Raw genomic sequence first — 21,405 nt, 5'->3', positions numbered from 1 at the left:
ATTCCGGGCAAAATATGTTTAATATATGCCTGAGCCTACAGACGATTAGAAATTATGCAACCGAAAGGGAGTCAGGAGGTAACATGCCAAACGATCCGTTGTCGAGGTCTAACAATCGCAACAACAATAACAAGTCACCCAAAAAAGCGAAGCCGAAGACCTCTAAAAAGAAAAAAATTACGGGTAAACGCGTTGGATGGACACTGTTTTTCACAATGGCAATCGCCATATTCTGTGCACTAGGCGGATATTTATTTATTATGGTGAGTGGTGAAAATCTGCTCAAAGCCAACAAGGACAAAACTACAATTAATGAAACTTCAAAAGTATATGATCGCAATGGCCAATTAATGGGGGAGCTATCCATTCAGAAGCTTGACCCCGTCAAAGAAGATGATATTCCTGAGCTGGTGAAGCAAGCCTTTGTTGCAACAGAGGATAAGCGATTCTACGATCATCAGGGCGTGGATATCTGGTCCATTGGGCGTGCGGCGGTTAAGGACGTCATGGCTCGTTCCATGGTGGAAGGTGGTAGTACATTAACCCAACAGCTTGCCAAGAACATGTTCTTGTCCCGTGACAAAACGTTCTTCCGTAAAGCAACGGAAGTATCGATTGCCATGGCATTAGAGCGCAAGTACACAAAAGACGAAATCCTGACGATGTATCTGAACCGGATTTTCTTCGGTCATCAGCGTTACGGGATTAAAGCAGCATCTGAATTTTATTTTGGAGAAAAAGATTTGAATAAGCTTGAATTGTGGGAAATTGCCACACTCGCCGCGATGCCCAAGGGGCCTTCTGCCTACAATCCGGTGAGCAATCCAAACGATTCCAAGGCACGGCGTGGTGTTGTACTCCAGCTAATGTATGAACAAGGCTACATCACGAAGGAAGAGATGGATAAAGCTAAAGCAGTAGATTATAACTACAAGCGACCAGAAAAAGATCAGAAATATCAAGCCTTTATCGATTATGTGCTCCGTGAAGCTGAACGTGTAACAGGCAAAACGGAAGATGATTTGAATATCGGCGGATACAAAATCTATACAACTATGGATGCTCAGGCTCAAACAGCCATGGAAACTGCTTTTACAGATGATAATCTGTTCGAGGCAAGTAAAGACGATCAACAGGTCCAAGGCTCCATGGTTATCATGAACCATGAGAATGGTAGCCTCGTTGCCCTCTTGGGTGGACGGGATTATCAGACTAAAGGTTATAGCCGTGTAACGCAGAGTCGAAGACAACCAGGTTCAGCTTTTAAACCGATTGTGTCTTATGCACCGGCGCTTGAATCAGGCAATTACAGTGCCAACTCCTCGCTGAGTAATGCGAAGCAATGTTTTGGTAACTACTGTCCTGGTAACTTGCATGGATATTCTTCAACGATCAGTATGACGGAAGCCATTACGAAGTCGGAAAATATTCCTGCGGTTTGGCTGCTTGATAAAATAGGCGTTAACACAGGCATTAATTTTGCCAAGAGTGTAGGTATACAGCTGACAGATGAAGACAAAAACTTGGCGATTGCCCTCGGTGGTCTAAGTAAAGGTACAAATACACTGGAAATGGCGCAAGCCTATAGTGCATTTGCTAACCTTGGAGAATACCGTCAAGCCTATTCGATTAAGGAAATTAAGGATAGCGCAGGCAAAACCACGTACAAACACGATAATTCGGACACAACGCGTGTCATGAGTGAGCAAAATGCGTATCAGCTTACACAGATGCTGCAGAACGTTGTTAATGACGGTACAGGGCGTTCAGCGCGTCTGGATCGTCCGGTAGCGGGTAAAACAGGAACTGTTCAAAGTGGTATCTCTGGCAACAGTGCCAACCGTGATGTATGGTTTGTTGGATACACGCCGGAATGGACTGCCGCAGTCTGGATGGGCTACGACAATCCGGATGCTAATCATATGCTTAAGAACAGCAGTAAGCTGTCGGCAGCTTTCTTTGCCAAAGTCATGGGAGATGCTTTAAAAGGCGTTCCAGTGAAGCAATTCAAAGCACCAGCTGGAGGGCAGGCACCTCCGCCAGTGGAAGAACCAGAAAAGCCGGCTCTGTCCGTTAGTGGGCTGAGTGGATCATACGATCCAAATGCACAAACCGTCTCTCTGAGTTGGACTGGAACGGGTGACGCGAGTACGCAATATCGGATTTATCGGAAAGAAACATCGGAAGCCCAGTTCACTCATCTCATTGATGCAATAGGAGCGACCAATGCACAAGATTTAAGTGCGTTGCCTGGTCTAACCTATGAGTACTATGTGACAGCTTACGACCTGGCATCAGGACTTGAGACGGATCCTTCCAACACCATTTCCTTGATGATTGAAGCACAGGAAATGCCGCCGGAGGAACCTGATCCTGGTATAGACCCTGGAACAGAGATAGATCCTGAGCAGCCAGGTACGGAGAATCCGGACAATGGTTCACCGGATAATGGCAACTCGAACGGTAATAACGGTAATGGAAATGAAAATGGCAACAACGGAAATGGTAATGGTAATAACGGAAACAATGGCAACGGTGGCAATAACGGTGGACCCGGCCAAGGAAACGGTCAACCTGGGGGAGGAAACACGACCCCACCTGGTCAGGGCACAACAGAGCCAGGCGGTACCGATGAAGGCTCCGATGATGGGGGCGTAACAACGCCGGGCGAGGTTGTAACTCCGGACAGCGGAACAAGTGGGGATACTGGAGGAACAGATGCACCTGTAGATTCTCAAGCTGGTACCGGCGGCTAAGCCATTAAATCACTAAATAACTACATTGAAAAAACTGCTTCCCGGAAAACCGGTGAAGCAGTTTTTTTGTTATACGGAACAACTCTCAATGGAAGCTGATTTGATGAATAGGTGGGACAAAGCTTGATTTTGAGTGTAAACCTTAAATATGGTAAGCTGTAACTATTCGTAATACGTTGTGCAAGGGCGGGCCCAGAGCGCTGGAATCCATCAGGCGGACGTTATTACATTGTTCACCAATAACATCAGAGCAGGTCACGGACCTGTAGTCGGCAAAGAGGGGTTCGTATGAAACGGAAATTCGGGGACCGCGCGAACTGGCGCCGGATTACGAACCGACAATTCACATGCCGGTTCGTTCAATCCAAAATTTTCACAGGTTATATTACGTTGTACACCATACAGGATTTAAAAGAACCTTTGTGGAAAACTTATGGAGGCAGTACCTTCTGTATCGCAGATAAAGGTTATTCCTGGCTGCAATACTATCCGAAGGGAGAGCACTTTGTTGTTACGGCGATGTTTGACGATCAGGAACGGATTGTAGAGTGGTACATTGATACATGTCGTAGTCAGGGGATAACCGATCAGGGCGTTCCTTGGTTTGATGACCTGTATCTGGATGTCGTTGTACTGAAAGATGGAGAAGTATTTTTGCTGGATGAAGATGAGCTTGAAGATGCACTGTCACGTAAGCATATTACGACCGGTGATTATGACTTGGCTAACAAGACTGCAAAGGAACTGCTACATGCCATTGATGCCCATGTATTCCCATACTTTCAGTTATCACTGAAGCATAGGCCGAGTTTGTTTGAGAACGGAGAGTTTCGAAAAAACATTCAGATTTGAGACATCTACTTATCCGTAGAATTCTTCATGATCCTTCTAATATTGGAGCACCTGATAGAATACATTAATAATCAGGAGAGTTCAGCCCGATAAAATAGAGGTGATGGCGAATGAACGGACGGGTCATGGCTGCAGGAGAGCAACCAGGAGGCAGACCATCCAGACAAATTAATATTGTGTTGCGTAACCAGGAACCTCAGATGTTGGTCAAAGATGAAGCAGCGGCAGTACAGGCAGCCAAGAGTATAACCAAACATGCGCACTTTCAGGAGATACAGGGTGAATTGGAGCAATTGGTTGGACTTGAAAATATCAAAGACTTGGTATTTGAGATCTATGCTTTTCTACAGATTGCTCAGATGCGTACTGAAGCAGGTTTACTTAGTGGTGCGCACGTGTATCATATGATCTTCAAAGGCAATCCGGGGACCGGTAAGACCACCGTGGCGAGGATCGTTGCCAAACTCTTTCAGAAGATGGGTGTGTTGAGTAAAGGGCATCTTATTGAAGTAGAGCGTGCGGATCTGGTTGGGGAATATATCGGTCACACGGCGCAGAAAACAAGAGATTTGGTCAAGAAGGCACTCGGTGGGATATTGTTCATTGATGAAGCTTACAGTTTGGCCCGCGGGGGAGAGAAGGATTTTGGCAAGGAAGCTATTGATACGCTTGTAAAGTCCATGGAAGATAACAAAAATCAGTTTATACTGATTCTTGCCGGGTATTCGGAAGAAATTGATTTTTTTCTCCAGACGAACCCTGGATTACCTTCCCGTTTCCCCATTCAAGTGGAGTTTCCAGACTATAGCATTGATCAGTTGATTCAAATCTCTGAGATTATGGCCAAAGAGCGTGATTATATTCTAATGCCTCAGACCATACTCAAGCTAAAGCAACATTTGCTTCAGGAAAAAAATGATTCGCTGCATGCGTTCAGTAACGCCAGATACGTTCGTAATGCCATTGAGCGTTCGATCAGGCATCAGGCGGTTCGTTTGTTGGAACAATACACGGAAGGCAGCCCAGGAAAACTGGAGCTGATGACAATCCGTACAGAGGATTTGAACTTTGAGCGAAAGTAAGCGATAATATAGTTTTTACACCAGCCGGCCGGGCCAACCGGTTCGGCTTAAGGCATGCCATGGCATATTCGTGGAAATGAATATCAACGGAATAGTAATTAGAGGGAGTGAACATATACATGACAAATGGCACACATGATACTGATATGGTCAAAAAAGATCGCGCCGTCTTGGTGAGTCTTGTTACGGATGATGTAAAACGTACAGGTATCAACCCTGAGTACTCTTTAGAGGAACTGGTGAAACTTGCCGAGACAGCTGGAGTGGAAGTGCTAAGTGTACTTTCTCAGAACAGGGAAAAACGTGATACCAAATGGTTCATTGGTAAAGGTAAGGTGGAAGAGCTCCGTGCAATCGCGGAGGAACTCGGAGCAACTACGGCTATTTTTGATCAGGAATTGTCAGGTGCGCAGGTTCGTAATCTGGAAGAAACCCTTGATCTCAAAATTATTGACCGTACCCAACTGATTTTGGATATCTTTGCACAACGGGCCAACACTAGAGAAGGTATTATTCAAGTGGAATTGGCTCAACATAGTTACTTGCTGCCACGGTTGTCTGGTCATGGCAAGAACCTGTCCAGACTCGGGGGCGGAATTGGAACAAGAGGCCCGGGTGAAAGCAAGCTGGAGACAGACCGCCGTCACATTCGTGGTCGTATCGATGATCTGAAGCGTCATTTGGAAGAATTGACTCGTCATCGTAAATTGCATCGTGAACGCCGCAAAAAAACAGGTATTGTACAGGTGGCACTTGTTGGTTATACCAATGCTGGCAAATCGACCTTGCTCAAGCAGTTGACGGCTGCAGATGTGTATATTCAAGATCAGCTATTCGCTACTCTGGATCCAACATCACGTACCATGGAACTTCCAAGTGGTAAAGAAATCGTCCTTACCGATACGGTTGGTTTTATTCAAAATCTGCCACATGATCTGATTGCAGCTTTCCGGGCAACGCTGGAGGAAGTGAATGAAGCAGATCTCATCCTGCATGTTGTGGACGCCTCATCAGCTATGCGCGAAGATCAAATGCGGACGGTTAACACAATTTTGCAAGAACTTGGTTCAGGGGACAAGCCGCAGTTAGTACTGTATAACAAAAAAGATGCATGTACACCAGAGCAGCTTGAGATGCTTCCATTGGATAAAGGCCATATTAAAGTAAGCGCATTAGACTCTGAGGATCTGCTTAAAATCCGTGAATTAATTCAGATAGAGCTGACAGGTGATACGAAACGCTTCCGTATTCCAGCAGAACGTGGTGATCTAACGTCCATACTCTACAAAATTGGTGATGTGGTGGATACCAGCTTTGAAGAGAATGATGTCATTTATGAAGTTGAATTGCAAAAAGGTGAATATGAGAAATTTGGTTATATGCTCGAAAATTTTATTGAAGCGTAATACTCATGACATATTGATGTGATAAGTTACACGATAATGGCTATTCAACGTCAGATTCGTGCTATGAAGGGGAATGAAGTAAGATGGTAAGCTTTGATTCAGAAATATCTGAACTTCAACATCAAGTGGAGCGTCAGATTGAAGGAAAACTGCAACAGATTGATCGGATCACAGATCACAATCAATGGAAGGTGATTAATGCTTTTCAACAGCGAAAAGTAAGTGATTTTCACTTTGCAGGTTCAACAGGTTATGCCTATAACGATCGTGGGCGTGAAGTGCTTGATGAAGTATATGCTGATGTTTTCGGCGCGGAGGCCGCGTTGGTGCGTCCTCATTTTGCTTCAGGTACTCATACGATTAGTACAGCTCTCTTTGGCGTTTTGCGTCCAGGTGACGAATTATTGTACATCACGGGTAAGCCTTATGACACTTTGCATAAAGTTATTGGCAAACCCGGTGATGGCACAGGTTCATTACGCGATTTTGGCATCGGTTACCGTGAGACGGCCTTAACTGATGAAGGTGGAGTGGACTGGGCAGCAGTTGAAAAAAGCATTACACCAGCTACAAAAGTCATTGGGATTCAACGTTCACGGGGTTATGACTGGCGCTCCTCTTTCTGCGTTGCTGAGATCGCTGAGATGGTTACGCGTGTTAAAGCGATGAAGGAAGATGTTATCGTATTCGTAGATAATTGTTACGGTGAATTCACGGAGGAACGTGAACCGACAGAAGTCGGAGTTGATCTGATGGCCGGGTCACTGATCAAGAACCCTGGTGGAGGCATTGCGGAAACTGGTGGATACATATGTGGGAAGGAACAATACGTACAGTTGGCAGCTTATCGTCTGACAGCCCCTGGAATTGGGGGAGAGGTGGGAGCAATGCTGGGGACAACACGTGGCATCTACCAAGGACTTTACATGGCACCGACAATTGTAGGACAAGCTATCAAAGGAAGTACGTTTGCTGCTGCGATGTTTGCTGAAACCGGATTTGTAACCAAACCCGCCTGGAATGAAGCTCGCACAGATCTGATCCAGGCTGTTAAGTTTAGCTCTGCTGAGCATCTGATCGCCTTCGTGCAAGGGATTCAGCGTGCAGCAGCTGTGGATAGTCATGTGGTTCCTGAACCGTGGGATATGCCGGGTTATGAGCACCCTGTCATTATGGCGGCAGGTACGTTCATTCAGGGTGGAAGTCTGGAATTATCAGCCGATGCGCCTATTCGGGAGCCGTATATCGGGTATATGCAAGGCGGATTAACGTACTCTCATGTCAAATATGGCGTTTTAATGGCGTTACAGACGATGAAAGATCGTAAATTATTGTGAGTTTATCTAACACGTCATTGACACTTGGTAATAACTAAATGTACAATAGGGTGAAGAATAGATGACTGGAAGGTTGATGAACATGGGTGATGAAATCCGCAGAAATATGGCCTTATTCCCAATTGGTATTGTAATGAAACTTACGGATCTGTCTGCACGTCAGATTCGTTACTATGAGCAGCACAGCTTGATCGTTCCTGCGAGAACGTCAGGTAATCAACGGTTATTCTCTTTTAATGACGTAGAGAGATTGCTAGAGATCAAGGCTTTGATTGAAAAAGGAGTTAACATCGCGGGCATCAAACAAGTGATGAATCCTGTTTCGAAAGAATCCGAGGAAGCTACAGTTATCACGCCAGATACTGAAGTTAAACGCAGAGAGCTGTCCGATACGCAGTTGCACCGCTTGCTGAAGCAGCAGCTTGTATCAGGTAAGAGACCAGGACAAGTATCTCTCATTCAGGGAGAGCTTTCCCGATTCTTTAATAAAAACTAAATTCGCATAACTTGGCGAGTGAGGGGAAAACATGCACTTTTGGTGTGAGACTCCTTGACCCGTGGAACTTTCTAATGTACAAATATAACAGGCAAGCCAAATACGCAGATAAGAAAGGGAGAGGTTATAGTGAGTTATACAAAAGAAGACATTCTCCGCATTTCGAAAGAAGAAAACGTACGATTCATTCGATTGCAATTTACTGATTTGCTTGGAGCTATCAAAAACGTTGAGATTCCTGTGAGTCAGTTGACTAAGGCTCTGGATAACAAAATGATGTTCGATGGATCTTCCATTGAAGGTTATGTACGTATTGAAGAGTCCGACATGTACCTCTATCCAGATCTAGATTCTTGGCTTATTTTCCCATGGGTTGCAGAGAACCGTGTTGCACGTCTGATTTGCGACGTATATCTTCCGGATGGTAATCCGTTCCCAGGAGATCCACGTGGCATCTTGAAACGAAACCTGAAGGAAGCCCAAGATATGGGATTCACTTCCTTTAACGTTGGTCCTGAACCCGAGTTCTTCTTGTTCAAAACAGACGAAAAAGGAAATCCAACTAACGAACTGAATGACCAAGGTGGTTATTTCGACCTTGCGCCTACGGATCTTGGTGAAAACTGTCGTCGTGACATCGTTATCACACTTGAAGAAATGGGCTTTGAGATCGAAGCTTCCCACCATGAGGTAGCTCCAGGTCAGCATGAGATCGACTTCAAATATGCTGATGCTCTGAAAGCAGCTGACCAGATCCAAACGTTCAAACTCGTTGTTAAAACGATTGCACGTCAGCATGGTTTACATGCTACATTCATGCCGAAACCACTGTTTGGTATGAACGGATCCGGTATGCACTGTAACCAATCCTTGTTCAAAGGCAATGAGAACGCATTCGTTGATGAGTCGGACGAGTTGGGTCTGAGCAAAACTGCTCGTCACTTCATGGCTGGAACTCTGAAGCACGCACGTGCGTTTGCAGCAATTACTAACCCAACTGTGAACTCATACAAACGTCTTGTACCAGGTTATGAAGCACCTTGTTATGTAGCATGGTCTGCTAGTAACCGTAGCCCAATGATTCGTATTCCAGCTTCCCGTGGTCTGAGTACACGTGTTGAGGTTCGTAACCCGGATCCGGCTGCTAACCCTTACCTGGCTTTGTCTGTTCTGTTGAAAGCAGGTCTGGACGGAATCAAACGTGAGCTTTCCTTACCAACTCCGATTGACCGTAACATTTACATCATGTCAGAAGAAGAGCGTGTGGAAGAAGGCATTCCAAGCTTGCCAGCTGACCTGAAAGAAGCATTGAATGAATTGATCCGCAGCGAAGTAATCTGTGATGCTCTCGGCGACCACGCCTTGGCTCACTTCTATGAGCTGAAAGAAATTGAGTGGGATATGTATAGAACACAAGTCCACCAATGGGAACGCGATCAATATATCACGTTGTACTAATAGCTCAATCCCTTGGCGCTCTAGCGCTGAGGGGTTTTTCTTTTTGTGGGCAAGTACCTATATATTTAAAGAAAAATCAAAGTGCCCACAAAATGCCCACAAAATATTTTTCTATTCGAAAATTTCTTCAGTGAATTTCATATCTTCCCCGCACTCAAGTAAAAGAACCACGCAGGTATGAGATAGTGAACGGAAAGGGAGGGAAGATCACAATGTTGTAAAATTCTGATAACTTTAGATTCAATAACGAACCTTAAAATATTCTATTGAATTCTGTTTCCTAACCATGAGTAAAAAATCTTCGTTCAAACTTTGAAAATGATAAAATATGATGCATAGCTATTCCGAGAATTTGATGGAAAATGTCAATCAGAGAGAATAAATTGATTCGATCACTAAATTATTACTTCATTTAAATAGTAGATAATAAAGCTCTTCTCAATCTGAATAAGCAATATTGACTCGATGAAAAATTCTCTTGAGTTACAATTCAACAAATTAAAGGGCATTCTCTCTGGAAAACGAAAAATGAATGTTTCACTGTACTCATCCTTATTGACAAAGTATAAAAAAATGGCCACCCATTAATATAGCGGGGAGCCATTGAATATCTACTAAAATATTATTTAGCTGGTTTTTGTGAATTGAATTGTATAAGGCTCGTTATAGTTGTTGATACCGTTATCCATAATTCTGAAGTAAACCTTCTCACCAGGTTTAGCATTCCAACTAATTGCCTCAGGGTATCCCCGTCCATTCCAGTTATCCATTTGAATGGACAGGATCGCCCCGCTTGCATTCATTTTAATAACACCCATAACAATGTCGAAGTTAGCTGGTGGAGTGGCTATAACAGAATATGTGATTTCGGATGAACCGTTTGTGTTGTCGACTACATAAAAATCGTTGTCGCTCATGCTATCTAAATACTGTGTTGCGCTAAATCCAGAAGACTGGTTTACACTTGAGTACATCACTTCTGCTGTCTCAAATGAATCAGCCCAACCAGTTTTAGCGAATGCAGAGCTGGAACCGAATGCTAATAGACAAGCAGTTGCCATAACAGAAATAGAGAATTTTCTTAATCTTTTCATATTCAAACCTCCCAAATATACTAGAACCAATAGAGTAAGATTCTGTTTTAAGTTGTTATTTGAAATTAAAGATATCGAGTAGATCTCACATAATTAGGTTGGCCAACCATGGTTAAATATACCATATAAGATCGTTATTTGTAAATGATATAGTTGTAAAATGTTGGATTTATGGATATTCTTTTGGAATGCTAAGGTTGACTAATTGATAGTAATGATCTATTTTTGCAACAAACATGCCTTTTATCGAACTAATAGGTTTGGTTGATAATAAGATAAAAATATATAAGACATTATTATAAAAGATGATTTCCTCCCGGTAGCCTTATGTAGGTTCGGGTATCTATCTGGTATGTACTAAAACATTGACTATGGAGGAGTAGTAGAAGCGTAGCGCACAGTATCCATTAAGAACATGGGAAAGAGAAACTTTCGTGATACATTCGAGTATAGGGTGCAAAAATAGGAGCCATCTTCACCGGCTCCTTTGTTTACTATGCAAACAAACCCAATGATAAAATCACAAATCATTGAATTAGAGAAACCACTTCTCCTCGTCCGCGATGTTATCCGCAATTAGGACATATGTTGGCAGATGTTGACATTGAATGCGTAAGATCTACAAGGCTACATCTATCTCTTCAGATCTCAGTACATATAATCTTCTGTGGAAATAAAGATGAATTCTAATAATGCCAATAATTCGCTATAATCACTGGATACCTGCATTAAAAAGAATAATAGCTTTCTCATATCTTAAAACTTCTACCAAATTTCAGATAGTTTCAAATCAATGTTTCAACTATATGTTGAAAGTTTCATATAAAAGAGGTATACTTTAATTAAATTTTGAACAATTTAATTTTAAATAATTAATTGGAGATGTTATTATGGATCAGACAAAACAACTAGTGACAGAACAACGTACATTTTTTTATACAGGACAAACTAAAAATATCGAGTATCGGATTAATGCGCTGCAACAGCTTAGAAAGGGAATTGAAAAGTATCAACAACGGATTCAAGATGCACTTCGGGCTGATCTGAACAAATCTGAGGCGGAAGCATACGGTTCCGAGATTCGCATTGTTCTGGGTGAACTGGATTTTGCATTAGAACACCTGCAGGAATGGGCTGCACCCAAACAAGTCCCAACCAATTCGGCTATGCCGGATGGGGTGAGTACCATTTACCCGGAACCATACGGAGTGGCGCTTATTATTGCACCTTGGAATTATCCGTTCCAACTGGCCTTTGGCCCACTTATTGGAGCAATTGCGGCCGGTAACTGTGCAGTTATCAAGCCTTCTGAATTAACACCAGCCGTATCTCGTCTAACGTATGATCTGATTCGGGAGATCTTCCCTCAGGAGTATATTGCGGTTATGGAAGGAGAAGTTGAGGCCAGTACAGCATTGTTGAAAGAGAAGTTTGATTATATTTTCTTCACAGGAAGCACAGGTGTTGGTCGCATTGTGATGAAGGCAGCTGCGGAGCACTTGACTCCTGTAACTCTTGAGTTGGGTGGTAAGAGTCCGGCTATTGTGCATAGTGATGCAGATCTGAAGCTGGTGGCCCAGCGTATTGTTCGTGGTAAGTTCCTGAATGCAGGCCAAACTTGCGTTGCTCCGGATTATTTGCTTGTACATGAACAAGTTCATGACGAATTGATCAATCTGATTGGCGCAGAGATCAAAGATAAATTTGGGGATGATGTGTTACAAAACGCTGATTTCCCGCATATTGTCAACGAACGTAACTTTAATCGGTTGTCGAAATTCCTCACAGATGGCAAAACGCTAATTGGTGGGCGTTCTGTACGTGAGCAGTTGCTCATTGAGCCGACTGTACTTGGAGATGTGAAATGGGAATCAGCTGTGATGCAAGAAGAGATCTTCGGTCCGATTCTTCCTGTGTTTACGTACAGTGACCTGAATCCTATGCTGGATGAGATTGTTCGCCGGCCAAAACCATTGGCGCTATATCTCTTCACACAGGATGAGCAACTGCAGGATCAGGTTCTGAATCAAGTATCCTTCGGTGGGGGATGTATTAATGACACACTTTCTCATATGACTTCACACTATCTCCCGTTTGGTGGTGTCGGAGAGAGTGGTATGGGCTCATACCACGGACAACAGAGCTTTGATGTGTTCTCGCATCACAAGAGTGTTCTGAAACGCAGTGAATAATTAGCCGCATAAATAACATAAACATGAAAAAAAGAGGTTGCCCTGTTCATCAGGGCAACCTCTTTCGTATTTCATTACATCTAGTTTTGTTACTCAAGTTAAATATTAATGAATATCTCGGAAAAGGCCAATGACTTTACCCAGAATACTAACATGTTTCAAACGTAAAGGTTCGAAGGTCGCATTCTCCGGTTGAAGGCGAATATGATCTTTCTCTTTATAGAACGTTTTCACTGTAGCTTCATCGTCTTCAGTCATTGCAACGACGATATCACCGTTATCAGCAGTTTGCTGTTGACGGACAATAACGTAATCTCCGTTAACGATTCCAGCTTCCACCATACTATCTCCGACTACCGAAAGCATAAACACTTTCTGTTCGCCTACATAATGTGTAGGAAGAGGGAAGTAGTCTTCAATGTTCTCGGTTGCAGTGATTGGAACCCCGGCTGTAACCTTACCAACAACAGGAATACGTGCAACGCTATGAGCAAATTGATGAGAATGCTCAGACTCTTCCTGGCTCAGAAGCTCAATGGCTCTTGGCTTGGTAGGGTCGCGTCGGATCAAACCTTTTTTCTCCAAACGATCCAAATGTCCATGTACTGTTGAGCTGGAAGCCAGTCCAACCGCTTCACCAATTTCCCGTACGGAAGGAGGATACCCCTTCAACCGGACTTCATTTCGTATAAACTCCAGAATAGCCTGCTGCCTGCTGGATATCTTCGACATACCGTATCAACCCCATTTTAGTAACGTTTGGGAAAATTATAACATAGAACCTCCGTTCGTACAAACATAAGTTCTAAATAAAATAGCATTAAATCAGTGTTTTTTAACTTATAGAACAGTAATTGTCCAAAAGTCAGAGCATAATACTGCAAATGCTTTGCAAAAGGAAGTGAAATAAGAAATTTCTCCTTCTAAAAAAGAAGCGAACAATTGTTCTGAAAATCTATTGAACAAAACAAGTGTTCGTGTTATATTGATTTCAACAGATAGGAACAAACGTTTGGAGGCGGGTATTTAATGAGATATTCTACTTATCAAAGCATTTATGAACCAATGAATTCGGAACTGGTGAAGTCTAACATAGGGAACTACAAGAAGGTTTTAGCGCGTTTCAAGATTTCTTCATGGATGTTAAAGGTAGCAATTACCTCTATGATTATATTTATTGGATGCAGCACCGTTTTAACTGTATTTGCTGGCAATGAGAATGATGTTCTGCCTGGAGGGAAGATTGCCGTTTCACAAGGGGAAACCTTATGGAGTATTTCTTTGGAACATAAACCGACGAATATGGATACACGTATTTATATAGAAGCAATTAAGAAAGTGAATCAACTTCATACGACTTCCATCCAAGTGGGTCAAGTACTAGCTCTACCGCAATTTGCAGAATAAAATGCACGTCAATGAGTGTTAGCGCGTGTCAGCTTGACAAGCAGCCTTTATAATGGCAAAGTTAATATGACTTTGTATTTTTGGAGGGGACAAGCTTGGATATAGATAGTCTGGTAGCACGCATTAACGAATTGGCTCGTAAGCAAAAGTCCACTGGATTGTCAGAGGAAGAACTTGCTGAACGTGCCGAGCTAAGAGAGATTTATTTGAGCAATATTCGCAGCAATTTCAGACAACAACTGGATACCATTGAGATTGTTGATGATGAGAATGACAAAGGCCACCAAGGCAAACTCAAACACTAACGAAACCTAATGATATCATTATGATATTTAGGTTTCTTCCTGTTATTTTGAGTGTGCAATTTATAGGGGGAAATGTTGGTTTGCAATTATGTAAGCCGATACAAAGACACATAAGGGGGATTCACATGTCGCGTTCGTTCGAGAGAACGGTTAAGAAAAATTCCAAGCAGTTAAATCAGCAACGCAAAAAAAGTGGTCAACCAATCACTGGTACACCAGGTGAAGAAGTCTTTAAGGGACGCAGCTTGTTGTTCCCAATATTTTTGATCGGTCTCGCCTTTTTGTATCTGTTTATGAGCACATTCCTTGTGCAAGCTCCAATGACAACTTGGGACTGGGTGACCATGCTGCTTTACGTATTTTTGGCAGTCATCTTCATGCTTCGCCGTCCATACATCAAGATTAGCAGTAATCGGATTATAACGACGAAGGGTAATCGTGAACGTTCAATCGGGGTTGAAGATATCGTCAAATTCAGAATTGAACCGGGTACAGTTGTTATCGAACATAACAGTCGCGGGAAAAGATGGGTGTTCACCAAGTTATTGAACCGTTACGATACAGATGCGATTGCAGAACGTTTGCTGAAATTTGCAAAAGCACACCAGATCACCGTGGAAACAGTCGAAAAGTAATTATTTCATAAAGGGGTAGATGATCGGAATGGCGTTAAAAGCGATTTTGTTCGACCTGGATGATACTTTATTATGGGATGAGCGTAGTGTTCGAGAAGCTTTTCATGAGACTTGTCTAATTGCAGCACAAGAGACTGGGGTCAAACCGGAGGAACTTGAAGAAGCTGTTCGTAACGAGGCACGTGCACTGTATGAATCTTATGAGACCTTTCCTTTTACCAAAATGATTGGAATCAATCCGTTTGAAGGCCTTTGGGCCAACTTTACAGGTGGGGATCAAGCTGAGTTCCGTCAGTTGGAACAACTTGCTCCAGTTTACCGTAAAGAATCCTGGCGTCGTGGCTTGTTGAAGTTGGGTATAGATCGGGAAGATCTTGCTGAACAACTGGCCGCACAGTTTGGAGTAGAACGTAGATCCAGACCTCATGTGTACGAAGAAACGATGGATACTTTGCGTCAATTACAAGGGAAATACAAACTGTTGCTGTTAACGAACGGTTGTCCTGCTTTGCAACAAGAGAAGTTGGATGGTGTACCTGAATTGACTCCTTTCTTTGATGAGATTATTATCTCGGGTAACTTTGGAAAAGGAAAACCAGATCCGTCCATATTTGAGCATGCTTTGAGTAAACTGGGTGTTAAACCCGAAGAGAGCATGATGGTTGGGGACAAGTTGACGACGGATATTCGTGGTGCTCTATCAGCAGGCATCCAAGCCGTATGGATTAACCGTGAGCATAAGACCAACAATGAAACGTATGCGCCCGACCATGAAATCACGCATTTATCCGAATTAGATCAACTTATTGCTAAGTTCTGAGCAGATCAGCTATAACATCTTACCTCAGCACCCTGAAACATTGGAAGCTTCAATGAACGATGATATCGTTCTTGAAGTTACCAATGTTTTTTTATTTGATTTTATCGACTAAGTTACCTTGTTAAATGAGATTTTCATTTATTTTGCTAAAAGTTATTGAAATTAGGGGGGAGCTGGATTAAAATATAACTAACATACTAGTATGACTAGTATTTAGATTGTCCTAAGCAATTTCTTTTTGACTTACTTCATTAAAGGGAAGCAGGGAGTTATTGCTTATTATTTTCGATTAATTGTAAGCGCTTAATATTTTAGAATAGCTTCTTTCGATTTGGAGATCACACCACTTATTAAGTGCTAATGAATGATGTAAAGCACCTTGGATTGTGTGATTCTACATAATACATCAAATTGATATCGCTTACATTTGGCAATTATCTATTTCGTAGTGGGGGTGAAGTTAAAGGAGCTGTTGTCTTCTATAAGAGGAGAAACGATGGGAAATGTACATGAATTACTCTTACTTATCAAGTCCTGGATCGGAGTGAAAACACATGGAGTCGGAAACCGCTAAAACAACGTTAACCATGACATCTTTACGTAAAGAGAGCAGATTACGAACGGCAGCAACTTTGTTCCGCAAAGACTGGCAGCTGTATTCACTATTAATCCTTCCCATCATTTATCTCCTTATTTTCAAATATGGACCGATGATTGGTAATGTGATTGCGTTCAGACGTTTTGTTCCCGGGGGAAGTATATTTGGAGAAAAGTGGGTTGGATTAAGGTACTTCAGAATGTTCATTGAGGACCCTACCTTCTGGAGAGTATTCGGTAATACGCTGATGTTAGGCGGACTTGCGTTACTCTTTACATTCCCGGTTCCAATCATTTTTGCCTTGATGCTTAACGAAGTGAAAAGTAAACGATTCAAGAAGTTTGTACAGACTGCGTCTTATCTGCCTCATTTTCTGTCTATCGTTATCGTTGCAGGTATGATCCTGCAGCTGACAGCAGTGAATGGTTCCATTAATGGACTGGTGGCTTTCTTCACCGGAGACAATATTCCTTTTATGCAGCGGGCTGAGTGGTTCAGAACAATCTATATCACGTCTGAGGTATGGCAGGGTATGGGTTGGGGAGCGATTTTGTATCTGGCTGCACTGACAACCATTGATGATTCTTTGTATGAAGCTGCACGTATCGATGGTGCCAACCGGTGGAAGCAGACGATTCATGTAACGTTACCAGGGATCTTGCCAACGATTGTGACGTTATTGATTTTGAACATGGGTAATTTCCTGGCTGTTGGATTTGAAAAAATCTTGCTCTTGTACAACCCGCTGATCTACGAGACATCTGATGTGATCTCCACTTACCTGTATCGGGTCGGACTGGAATCCAGTAACTTCAGTTATGCTACCGCAATTGGCTTGTTCGAATCGCTGATCGGTCTGATTCTGGTGTTCTCCGTAAATGCCATCTCACGCAGACTGACACAAAGAAGCTTATGGTAAAGGAGGAGCATCATGCAGGAATCCAGATCTTATAAGGTATTTAAAGTATTCAATGTCATCTTTCTGCTGTTCGTGGTATTTATAACGCTCTATCCATTCTTAAATGTCGTGGCACAATCCTTCAGTAGTGAGTCGTATATTAATTCGGGTAAGGTTAGTTTGTTCCCAAGAGGATTCAATGTGGAGACGTATAAGACCATCTCGCGTGACAGCATGTTCTGGACTAATTATAAAAATACAATTATTTACACTGTAGTAGGTACGTTAATCTCCATGTTCATGACGACTATTTTCGCCTATGCCCTGTCCAAAAAGAGGTTGATGGGTCGCAAGTTTTTGACGATGTTCGCCGTGTTCACGATGTTCTTCAGTGGTGGATTGATTCCAAACTATGTGTTGATTAATTCCCTTGGGTTCAACAACACCATGTGGGCACTTGTTGTTCCTGGCGCAATTAGCATATACAACATGCTGATCATGAAGTCATTTTTTGAAAATATGCCTGAAGAATTGGAGGAAGCTGCCTCCATTGACGGTTTGAACACCTACGGGATCTTGCTACGCATTATATTGCCGCTAAGTAAAGCAGTTATGGCAACCATGGTGCTGTTCTACGCAGTAGGTCATTGGAATTCATGGTTCCCAGCCTTTCTGTATTTGGACAAAAAAGAACTGTTCCCGGTCACCATTTATTTGCGCAATATGATTGCAGGAGCGACTAGCGGGGCGACTGCCGGTGCAACCTCAGCTGATAACCTGACACAGATTGCTGCCAATATTAAGTCAGTAACGATGGTACTCACCATCTTGCCGATACTCACCATCTATCCATTTGTCCAAAGATACTTTGTAACCGGTATCATGTTAGGGTCTGTTAAGCAGTAAGGTCAACCTAAACCAAATTCAGGGGGATAACCTAAATGAATCAAAAACCACGTAAGTTTGTTGGTAAAATGGTGTTGGCATCAATGATGACCGTTGTTCTGGCAGCATGTAGCAGCGGTACTGGAGCTGGAGGTGACGTCACTGAAGTTCAAACCAAGGCAGCGATGGAGACGTACAATGTAGGGGATACATTCAAGGCGAGTGAGCCGTTTAATCTATCGATACTGTATAGTGATCAACCTACCTATCCGTACAAAAAAGACTGGTTGCTTTTCGAAAAGATGACTGAAATGACTGGTGTTACACTTGAGCCAACGATTGTTCCTATGAGTGACTATTCTCAGAAGAGATCTCTTCTAATCAGTTCTGGTGATGCACCGCTGGTTATTCCAAAGACCTATCCTGGTGAAGAATCTGCTTTTGTATCCTCCGGTGCGATTCTGCCCGTTAGTGATTATATTGATTTGATGCCCAACTTCAAGGATAAAGTGGAAAAATGGGGATTGGAAGAAGAAATCGAAGGACTTCGACAGGAAGATGGCAAGTATTATGTACTCCCGGGTCTGCATGAAGAAGTATGGCCAGATTATACATTAATCGTAAGAACAGATGTTTTTGAAGAAAATAACATTGCTATCCCAACCACATGGGATGAACTGTATGACGCAGCAAAGAAACTCAAAGAGCTGTACCCGGATTCCACTCCGTTCTCGGACCGTTTCAAATTTAATAGCACATTAGGTATTGCGGCTACCGGCTTTGGTACCAAGGCTGGATGGGGTTTTGGTAACGGATTGACGTATAAGGAAGATCAGGATCAATTTGTGTACACGGCTACAACACCAGAATACAAAGAGATGCTAACGTACTTTAACAAGTTGGTATCCGAAGGATTGCTGGACAAAGAAAGTTTCACACAGGATGATGATCAGGCTGTACAGAAATTTGTATCCGGCAAATCATTCATGATTAATGGTAATTCCCAAACGGTGGTGCTGCACCGAAATGATATGAACAAAACGCTGGGAGAAGGTAAATACTCAGTTGCAAAGATTACAGTACCTGGTGGACCAAAAGGGCAATTAATGTCTGGCTCCAGACTTGAAAACGGTGTCATGATATCCGGAAAAATTAAAAAAAGCGAAAACTTCAAAGCTATTATGCAATTTATTGATTGGTTATACTACAGCGATGAGGGTCAAGAGTTCGCCAAATGGGGCGTTGAAGGCGAAACATTTACCAAAGAGGGCGGAACACGTAAATTGGTAGAAGACGTGAACTACAATGGCTTGAATCCGAAAGGAACGAAAGATCTGCGTATTGACTTTGGTTTCTCTGGTGGAGTATTTGCCTATGGTGGTACCACAGATCTGCTGCAATCGATGTTTAGTGAAGAAGAGTTGAAATTCCAACAAGACATGAAGGATACCAAGGAAGTGATCCCGGCAGAACCACCGATTCCTTACTCTTCTGAGGACCGTGAACGGGTGACGCTTCTGAGTACACCACTTAAAGATTATTCGGATCAAAATACGCTTAAATTTATCTTGGGTGAGCGGGACTTGTCTGAATTCGATACGTTTGCCAAAGAGCTGGATAGCCAAGGGTTGTCTAATTATCTGAAACTGGCAAATGATACGTACAAAGCCTACAAAGAAAACAAGCAATAATATAGTTGATGCTGGCCAGATTACCGTTTCACACCGATATATAAGTGGAACGGTAATTTGTGCTAAGATGAATGAATACGGCTGATAGAAAGAGGTCTAGGCATGTCACTTAATCAAAAAATTAGAGGCTCGACCCGGGCATATTCATATAACCTGTTAAAAGAACGGATTCTTCATCTGGAACTTAAGCCGGGTACCAAGATTTCGGAGAAAGAGATTGCAGATGAACTGCAGGTGAGCAGAACACCCGTGAGAGAAGCATTTATGAAGCTTGCTGAAGAAGAACTGCTGGACATTATTCCCCAGAGTGGGACGATCGTCTCTCATATTAATCTGGAGCATGTGGAAGAAGGCAGGTTTATGCGGGAGAAGATGGAGAAGGAAATCGTGACTTTGGCTTGTGTTTCTTTTCCTGAAGAGTTCAGATTTCGACTTGAAACCAACATTGCAATGCAGGAAGTCTGTATAGGGAAAAACAATTTCTATCGGCTTTTTGAACTGGATGAAGAGTTTCATCAGATTTTGTTCCAGGGCACGGGTAAGCTGAGAACATGGAAAATGTTGCAACAACTGAATATTCCGTTTAATCGGTTGCGTTTATTACGTCTAGCGGAAGACTCCAACCTGGAGGTCATTATCTCCCAGCACAAAGAGATTTATCGTCTTATCACAGAACGTCAGACCGAGCAAGCTGTTCAGGTGATGGAAGCTCACCTTAGACTAGTTGTTATTGAACAGGAATCGATTAAGGCGAAATACCCGCATTATTTTATATAATGCACCGATGTTGTATACTACTCTCCATATGAATAAGCGAAAACCCCTGTTCAATTGAACAGGGGTTTTGGTTAAGCAAGTTGTAACACGAGAGTGTTAGGCTTGTTTGATAAAAGTAGGATCAGGGTATGGATCTGCAATCCAGCCATCTTTTTCGATGAACAGACGTACAGCAATTATTTGTTTGTTCTCCATTAAAGTGAAGAAGTGCGGTGTATTCTCAGGTACAGAGATAACGTCTCCAGGAGACAGTTCTACATTAAAGTAGCCCACATCATCTGTAGCTTTGATAACAAAGATTCCTTTACCAGCGACAATTGCACGGATCTCATCTTCAGCGTGGGTGTGGATCTCTTCGAACTTGGCCAGCTTTTCTTCGATATCGGGTGTTTGTTCGGACAGCGTGATGACATCCCAGATCTGGTACCCGCGACGTGCAGCCAAATCTCTGATTTCGTAATCGTAAGTTTCCAAAACCTCGGTTTTCTGTTCATCAGTTAATCCAAAGTTATTTTGCAGATCAGTGTTCAGTTTGGAAGCGTCCCACTTCTCATATAATACTTCGTATTTGTTCAAGAAATTTCGAACATTTTCGTCACCAGTGATGCGTTCGTTCGTATTTCGGATAACAATTTCAGCCATGTTCTTTCCCTCTTTTCCACTTGGTTTAATTGAATTATATCGGATTGCTTTGTTTTTGTCGATTCTCAAATTCC

Annotated in this window: 19 protein-coding genes; 16 read left to right on the top strand and 3 right to left on the bottom strand. The window is 42.7% G+C overall.

Features of this window, described 5'->3' with window-relative positions:
- Positions 1 to 83: 83 nt before the first annotated feature.
- From F0220_RS17935 to glnA, 7 genes are all read left to right on the top strand, one after another.
- On the top strand, positions 84 to 2,756 hold the full coding sequence (locus F0220_RS17935; RefSeq protein ID WP_105599247.1) for a PBP1A family penicillin-binding protein: 2,673 nt from the start codon (positions 84 to 86) through the stop codon (positions 2,754 to 2,756).
- Between the two features lie 288 nt (positions 2,757 to 3,044).
- Positions 3,045 to 3,608, top strand: coding sequence for a ribonuclease FAU-1 family protein (locus tag F0220_RS17930; RefSeq protein ID WP_036672757.1), 564 nt, complete (start codon positions 3,045 to 3,047; stop codon positions 3,606 to 3,608).
- Positions 3,609 to 3,718: 110 nt separating this feature from the next.
- Positions 3,719 to 4,690 carry an AAA family ATPase gene (locus F0220_RS17925; protein ID WP_091011956.1) on the top strand — a complete coding sequence of 324 codons (972 nt, stop codon included), beginning with the start codon at positions 3,719 to 3,721 and terminating at the stop codon, positions 4,688 to 4,690.
- Between the two features lie 119 nt (positions 4,691 to 4,809).
- Positions 4,810 to 6,096, top strand: a complete 1,287-nt coding sequence (hflX, locus tag F0220_RS17920) for a GTPase HflX (RefSeq protein WP_105599246.1) — start codon at positions 4,810 to 4,812, stop codon at positions 6,094 to 6,096.
- A gap of 83 nt (positions 6,097 to 6,179) precedes the next feature.
- Complete coding sequence (locus tag F0220_RS17915) at positions 6,180 to 7,433, top strand: methionine gamma-lyase family protein (protein ID WP_105599245.1); 1,254 nt, start codon at positions 6,180 to 6,182, stop codon at positions 7,431 to 7,433.
- An 82-nt stretch (positions 7,434 to 7,515) separates the two neighbouring features.
- Positions 7,516 to 7,929, top strand: a complete 414-nt coding sequence (locus F0220_RS17910) for a MerR family transcriptional regulator (RefSeq protein WP_017687924.1) — start codon at positions 7,516 to 7,518, stop codon at positions 7,927 to 7,929.
- Positions 7,930 to 8,058: 129 nt separating this feature from the next.
- On the top strand, positions 8,059 to 9,387 hold the full coding sequence (gene glnA, locus F0220_RS17905; protein ID WP_036613569.1) for a type I glutamate--ammonia ligase: 1,329 nt from the start codon (positions 8,059 to 8,061) through the stop codon (positions 9,385 to 9,387).
- A gap of 626 nt (positions 9,388 to 10,013) precedes the next feature.
- Here glnA and F0220_RS17900 read toward each other — a convergent pair.
- A complete protein-coding gene (locus F0220_RS17900; protein ID WP_105599244.1) occupies positions 10,014 to 10,481 on the bottom strand; it encodes a hypothetical protein in 468 nt (155 codons plus the stop codon).
- Positions 10,482 to 11,371: 890 nt separating this feature from the next.
- Here F0220_RS17900 and F0220_RS17895 point away from each other — a divergent pair.
- A complete protein-coding gene (locus F0220_RS17895; protein ID WP_105599243.1) occupies positions 11,372 to 12,673 on the top strand; it encodes an aldehyde dehydrogenase in 1,302 nt (433 codons plus the stop codon).
- A 105-nt stretch (positions 12,674 to 12,778) separates the two neighbouring features.
- On the opposite strand, the gene lexA is transcribed toward F0220_RS17895, so the two are convergent.
- Positions 12,779 to 13,405, bottom strand: coding sequence for a transcriptional repressor LexA (lexA, locus tag F0220_RS17890; protein WP_017688034.1), 627 nt, complete (start codon positions 13,403 to 13,405; stop codon positions 12,779 to 12,781).
- A 297-nt stretch (positions 13,406 to 13,702) separates the two neighbouring features.
- On the opposite strand from lexA, the gene F0220_RS17885 reads away from it, so the two are divergent.
- From F0220_RS17885 to F0220_RS17850, 8 genes are all read left to right on the top strand, one after another.
- Positions 13,703 to 14,080: a LysM peptidoglycan-binding domain-containing protein gene (locus F0220_RS17885; protein ID WP_076210088.1), complete on the top strand. Its 378-nt coding sequence runs from the start codon at positions 13,703 to 13,705 to the stop codon at positions 14,078 to 14,080.
- A gap of 95 nt (positions 14,081 to 14,175) precedes the next feature.
- Positions 14,176 to 14,385, top strand: coding sequence for a DUF896 domain-containing protein (locus tag F0220_RS17880; RefSeq protein WP_017688036.1), 210 nt, complete (start codon positions 14,176 to 14,178; stop codon positions 14,383 to 14,385).
- 125 nt (positions 14,386 to 14,510) lie between these two features.
- Positions 14,511 to 15,020, top strand: a complete 510-nt coding sequence (locus tag F0220_RS17875; RefSeq protein ID WP_091020707.1) for a hypothetical protein — start codon at positions 14,511 to 14,513, stop codon at positions 15,018 to 15,020.
- Between the two features lie 28 nt (positions 15,021 to 15,048).
- A complete protein-coding gene (locus F0220_RS17870) occupies positions 15,049 to 15,840 on the top strand; it encodes an HAD family hydrolase (RefSeq protein WP_091020708.1) in 792 nt (263 codons plus the stop codon).
- 587 nt (positions 15,841 to 16,427) lie between these two features.
- Positions 16,428 to 17,357 carry an ABC transporter permease gene (locus F0220_RS17865; RefSeq protein ID WP_373419911.1) on the top strand — a complete coding sequence of 310 codons (930 nt, stop codon included), beginning with the start codon at positions 16,428 to 16,430 and terminating at the stop codon, positions 17,355 to 17,357.
- A 12-nt stretch (positions 17,358 to 17,369) separates the two neighbouring features.
- Positions 17,370 to 18,242: a carbohydrate ABC transporter permease gene (locus tag F0220_RS17860; RefSeq protein ID WP_091020710.1), complete on the top strand. Its 873-nt coding sequence runs from the start codon at positions 17,370 to 17,372 to the stop codon at positions 18,240 to 18,242.
- A gap of 35 nt (positions 18,243 to 18,277) precedes the next feature.
- Positions 18,278 to 19,912, top strand: a complete 1,635-nt coding sequence (locus F0220_RS17855; RefSeq protein ID WP_105599242.1) for an ABC transporter substrate-binding protein — start codon at positions 18,278 to 18,280, stop codon at positions 19,910 to 19,912.
- A gap of 102 nt (positions 19,913 to 20,014) precedes the next feature.
- Positions 20,015 to 20,689 carry a GntR family transcriptional regulator gene (locus tag F0220_RS17850; RefSeq protein WP_091020712.1) on the top strand — a complete coding sequence of 225 codons (675 nt, stop codon included), beginning with the start codon at positions 20,015 to 20,017 and terminating at the stop codon, positions 20,687 to 20,689.
- A gap of 96 nt (positions 20,690 to 20,785) precedes the next feature.
- Here F0220_RS17850 and F0220_RS17845 read toward each other — a convergent pair whose 3' ends face one another.
- Positions 20,786 to 21,331: a cupin domain-containing protein gene (locus F0220_RS17845; protein ID WP_047843398.1), complete on the bottom strand. Its 546-nt coding sequence runs from the start codon at positions 21,329 to 21,331 to the stop codon at positions 20,786 to 20,788.
- Positions 21,332 to 21,405: the final 74 nt, after the last annotated feature.

Origin of the sequence: Paenibacillus sp. 37 (assembly GCF_008386395.1) — a bacterium.
In the GTDB taxonomy this organism is placed as follows: Bacteria; Bacillota; Bacilli; order Paenibacillales; family Paenibacillaceae; genus Paenibacillus; species Paenibacillus amylolyticus_B.
The sequence above is the reverse complement of the archived record's forward strand: the minus strand, read 5'-3'. Positions and strand labels throughout refer to the sequence as shown.

Excerpts from the sequence above, each read along its gene's own strand:
- F0220_RS17935 (WP_105599247.1), top strand. The coding sequence starts at position 84 with ATGCCAAACGATCCGTTGTCGAGGTCTAACAATCGCAACAACAATAAC.
- F0220_RS17930 (WP_036672757.1), top strand. The coding sequence starts at position 3,045 with ATGAAACGGAAATTCGGGGACCGCGCGAACTGGCGCCGGATTACGAAC.
- F0220_RS17925 (WP_091011956.1), top strand. The coding sequence starts at position 3,719 with ATGAACGGACGGGTCATGGCTGCAGGAGAGCAACCAGGAGGCAGACCA.
- hflX (WP_105599246.1), top strand. The coding sequence starts at position 4,810 with ATGACAAATGGCACACATGATACTGATATGGTCAAAAAAGATCGCGCC.
- F0220_RS17915 (WP_105599245.1), top strand. The coding sequence starts at position 6,180 with ATGGTAAGCTTTGATTCAGAAATATCTGAACTTCAACATCAAGTGGAG.
- F0220_RS17910 (WP_017687924.1), top strand. The coding sequence starts at position 7,516 with ATGGGTGATGAAATCCGCAGAAATATGGCCTTATTCCCAATTGGTATT.
- F0220_RS17900 (WP_105599244.1), bottom strand. The coding sequence starts at position 10,481 with ATGAAAAGATTAAGAAAATTCTCTATTTCTGTTATGGCAACTGCTTGT.
- F0220_RS17895 (WP_105599243.1), top strand. The coding sequence starts at position 11,372 with ATGGATCAGACAAAACAACTAGTGACAGAACAACGTACATTTTTTTAT.
- lexA (WP_017688034.1), bottom strand. The coding sequence starts at position 13,405 with ATGTCGAAGATATCCAGCAGGCAGCAGGCTATTCTGGAGTTTATACGA.
- F0220_RS17885 (WP_076210088.1), top strand. The coding sequence starts at position 13,703 with ATGAGATATTCTACTTATCAAAGCATTTATGAACCAATGAATTCGGAA.
- F0220_RS17875 (WP_091020707.1), top strand. The coding sequence starts at position 14,511 with ATGTCGCGTTCGTTCGAGAGAACGGTTAAGAAAAATTCCAAGCAGTTA.
- F0220_RS17870 (WP_091020708.1), top strand. The coding sequence starts at position 15,049 with ATGGCGTTAAAAGCGATTTTGTTCGACCTGGATGATACTTTATTATGG.
- F0220_RS17865 (WP_373419911.1), top strand. The coding sequence starts at position 16,428 with ATGACATCTTTACGTAAAGAGAGCAGATTACGAACGGCAGCAACTTTG.
- F0220_RS17860 (WP_091020710.1), top strand. The coding sequence starts at position 17,370 with ATGCAGGAATCCAGATCTTATAAGGTATTTAAAGTATTCAATGTCATC.
- F0220_RS17855 (WP_105599242.1), top strand. The coding sequence starts at position 18,278 with ATGAATCAAAAACCACGTAAGTTTGTTGGTAAAATGGTGTTGGCATCA.
- F0220_RS17850 (WP_091020712.1), top strand. The coding sequence starts at position 20,015 with ATGTCACTTAATCAAAAAATTAGAGGCTCGACCCGGGCATATTCATAT.
- F0220_RS17845 (WP_047843398.1), bottom strand. The coding sequence starts at position 21,331 with ATGGCTGAAATTGTTATCCGAAATACGAACGAACGCATCACTGGTGAC.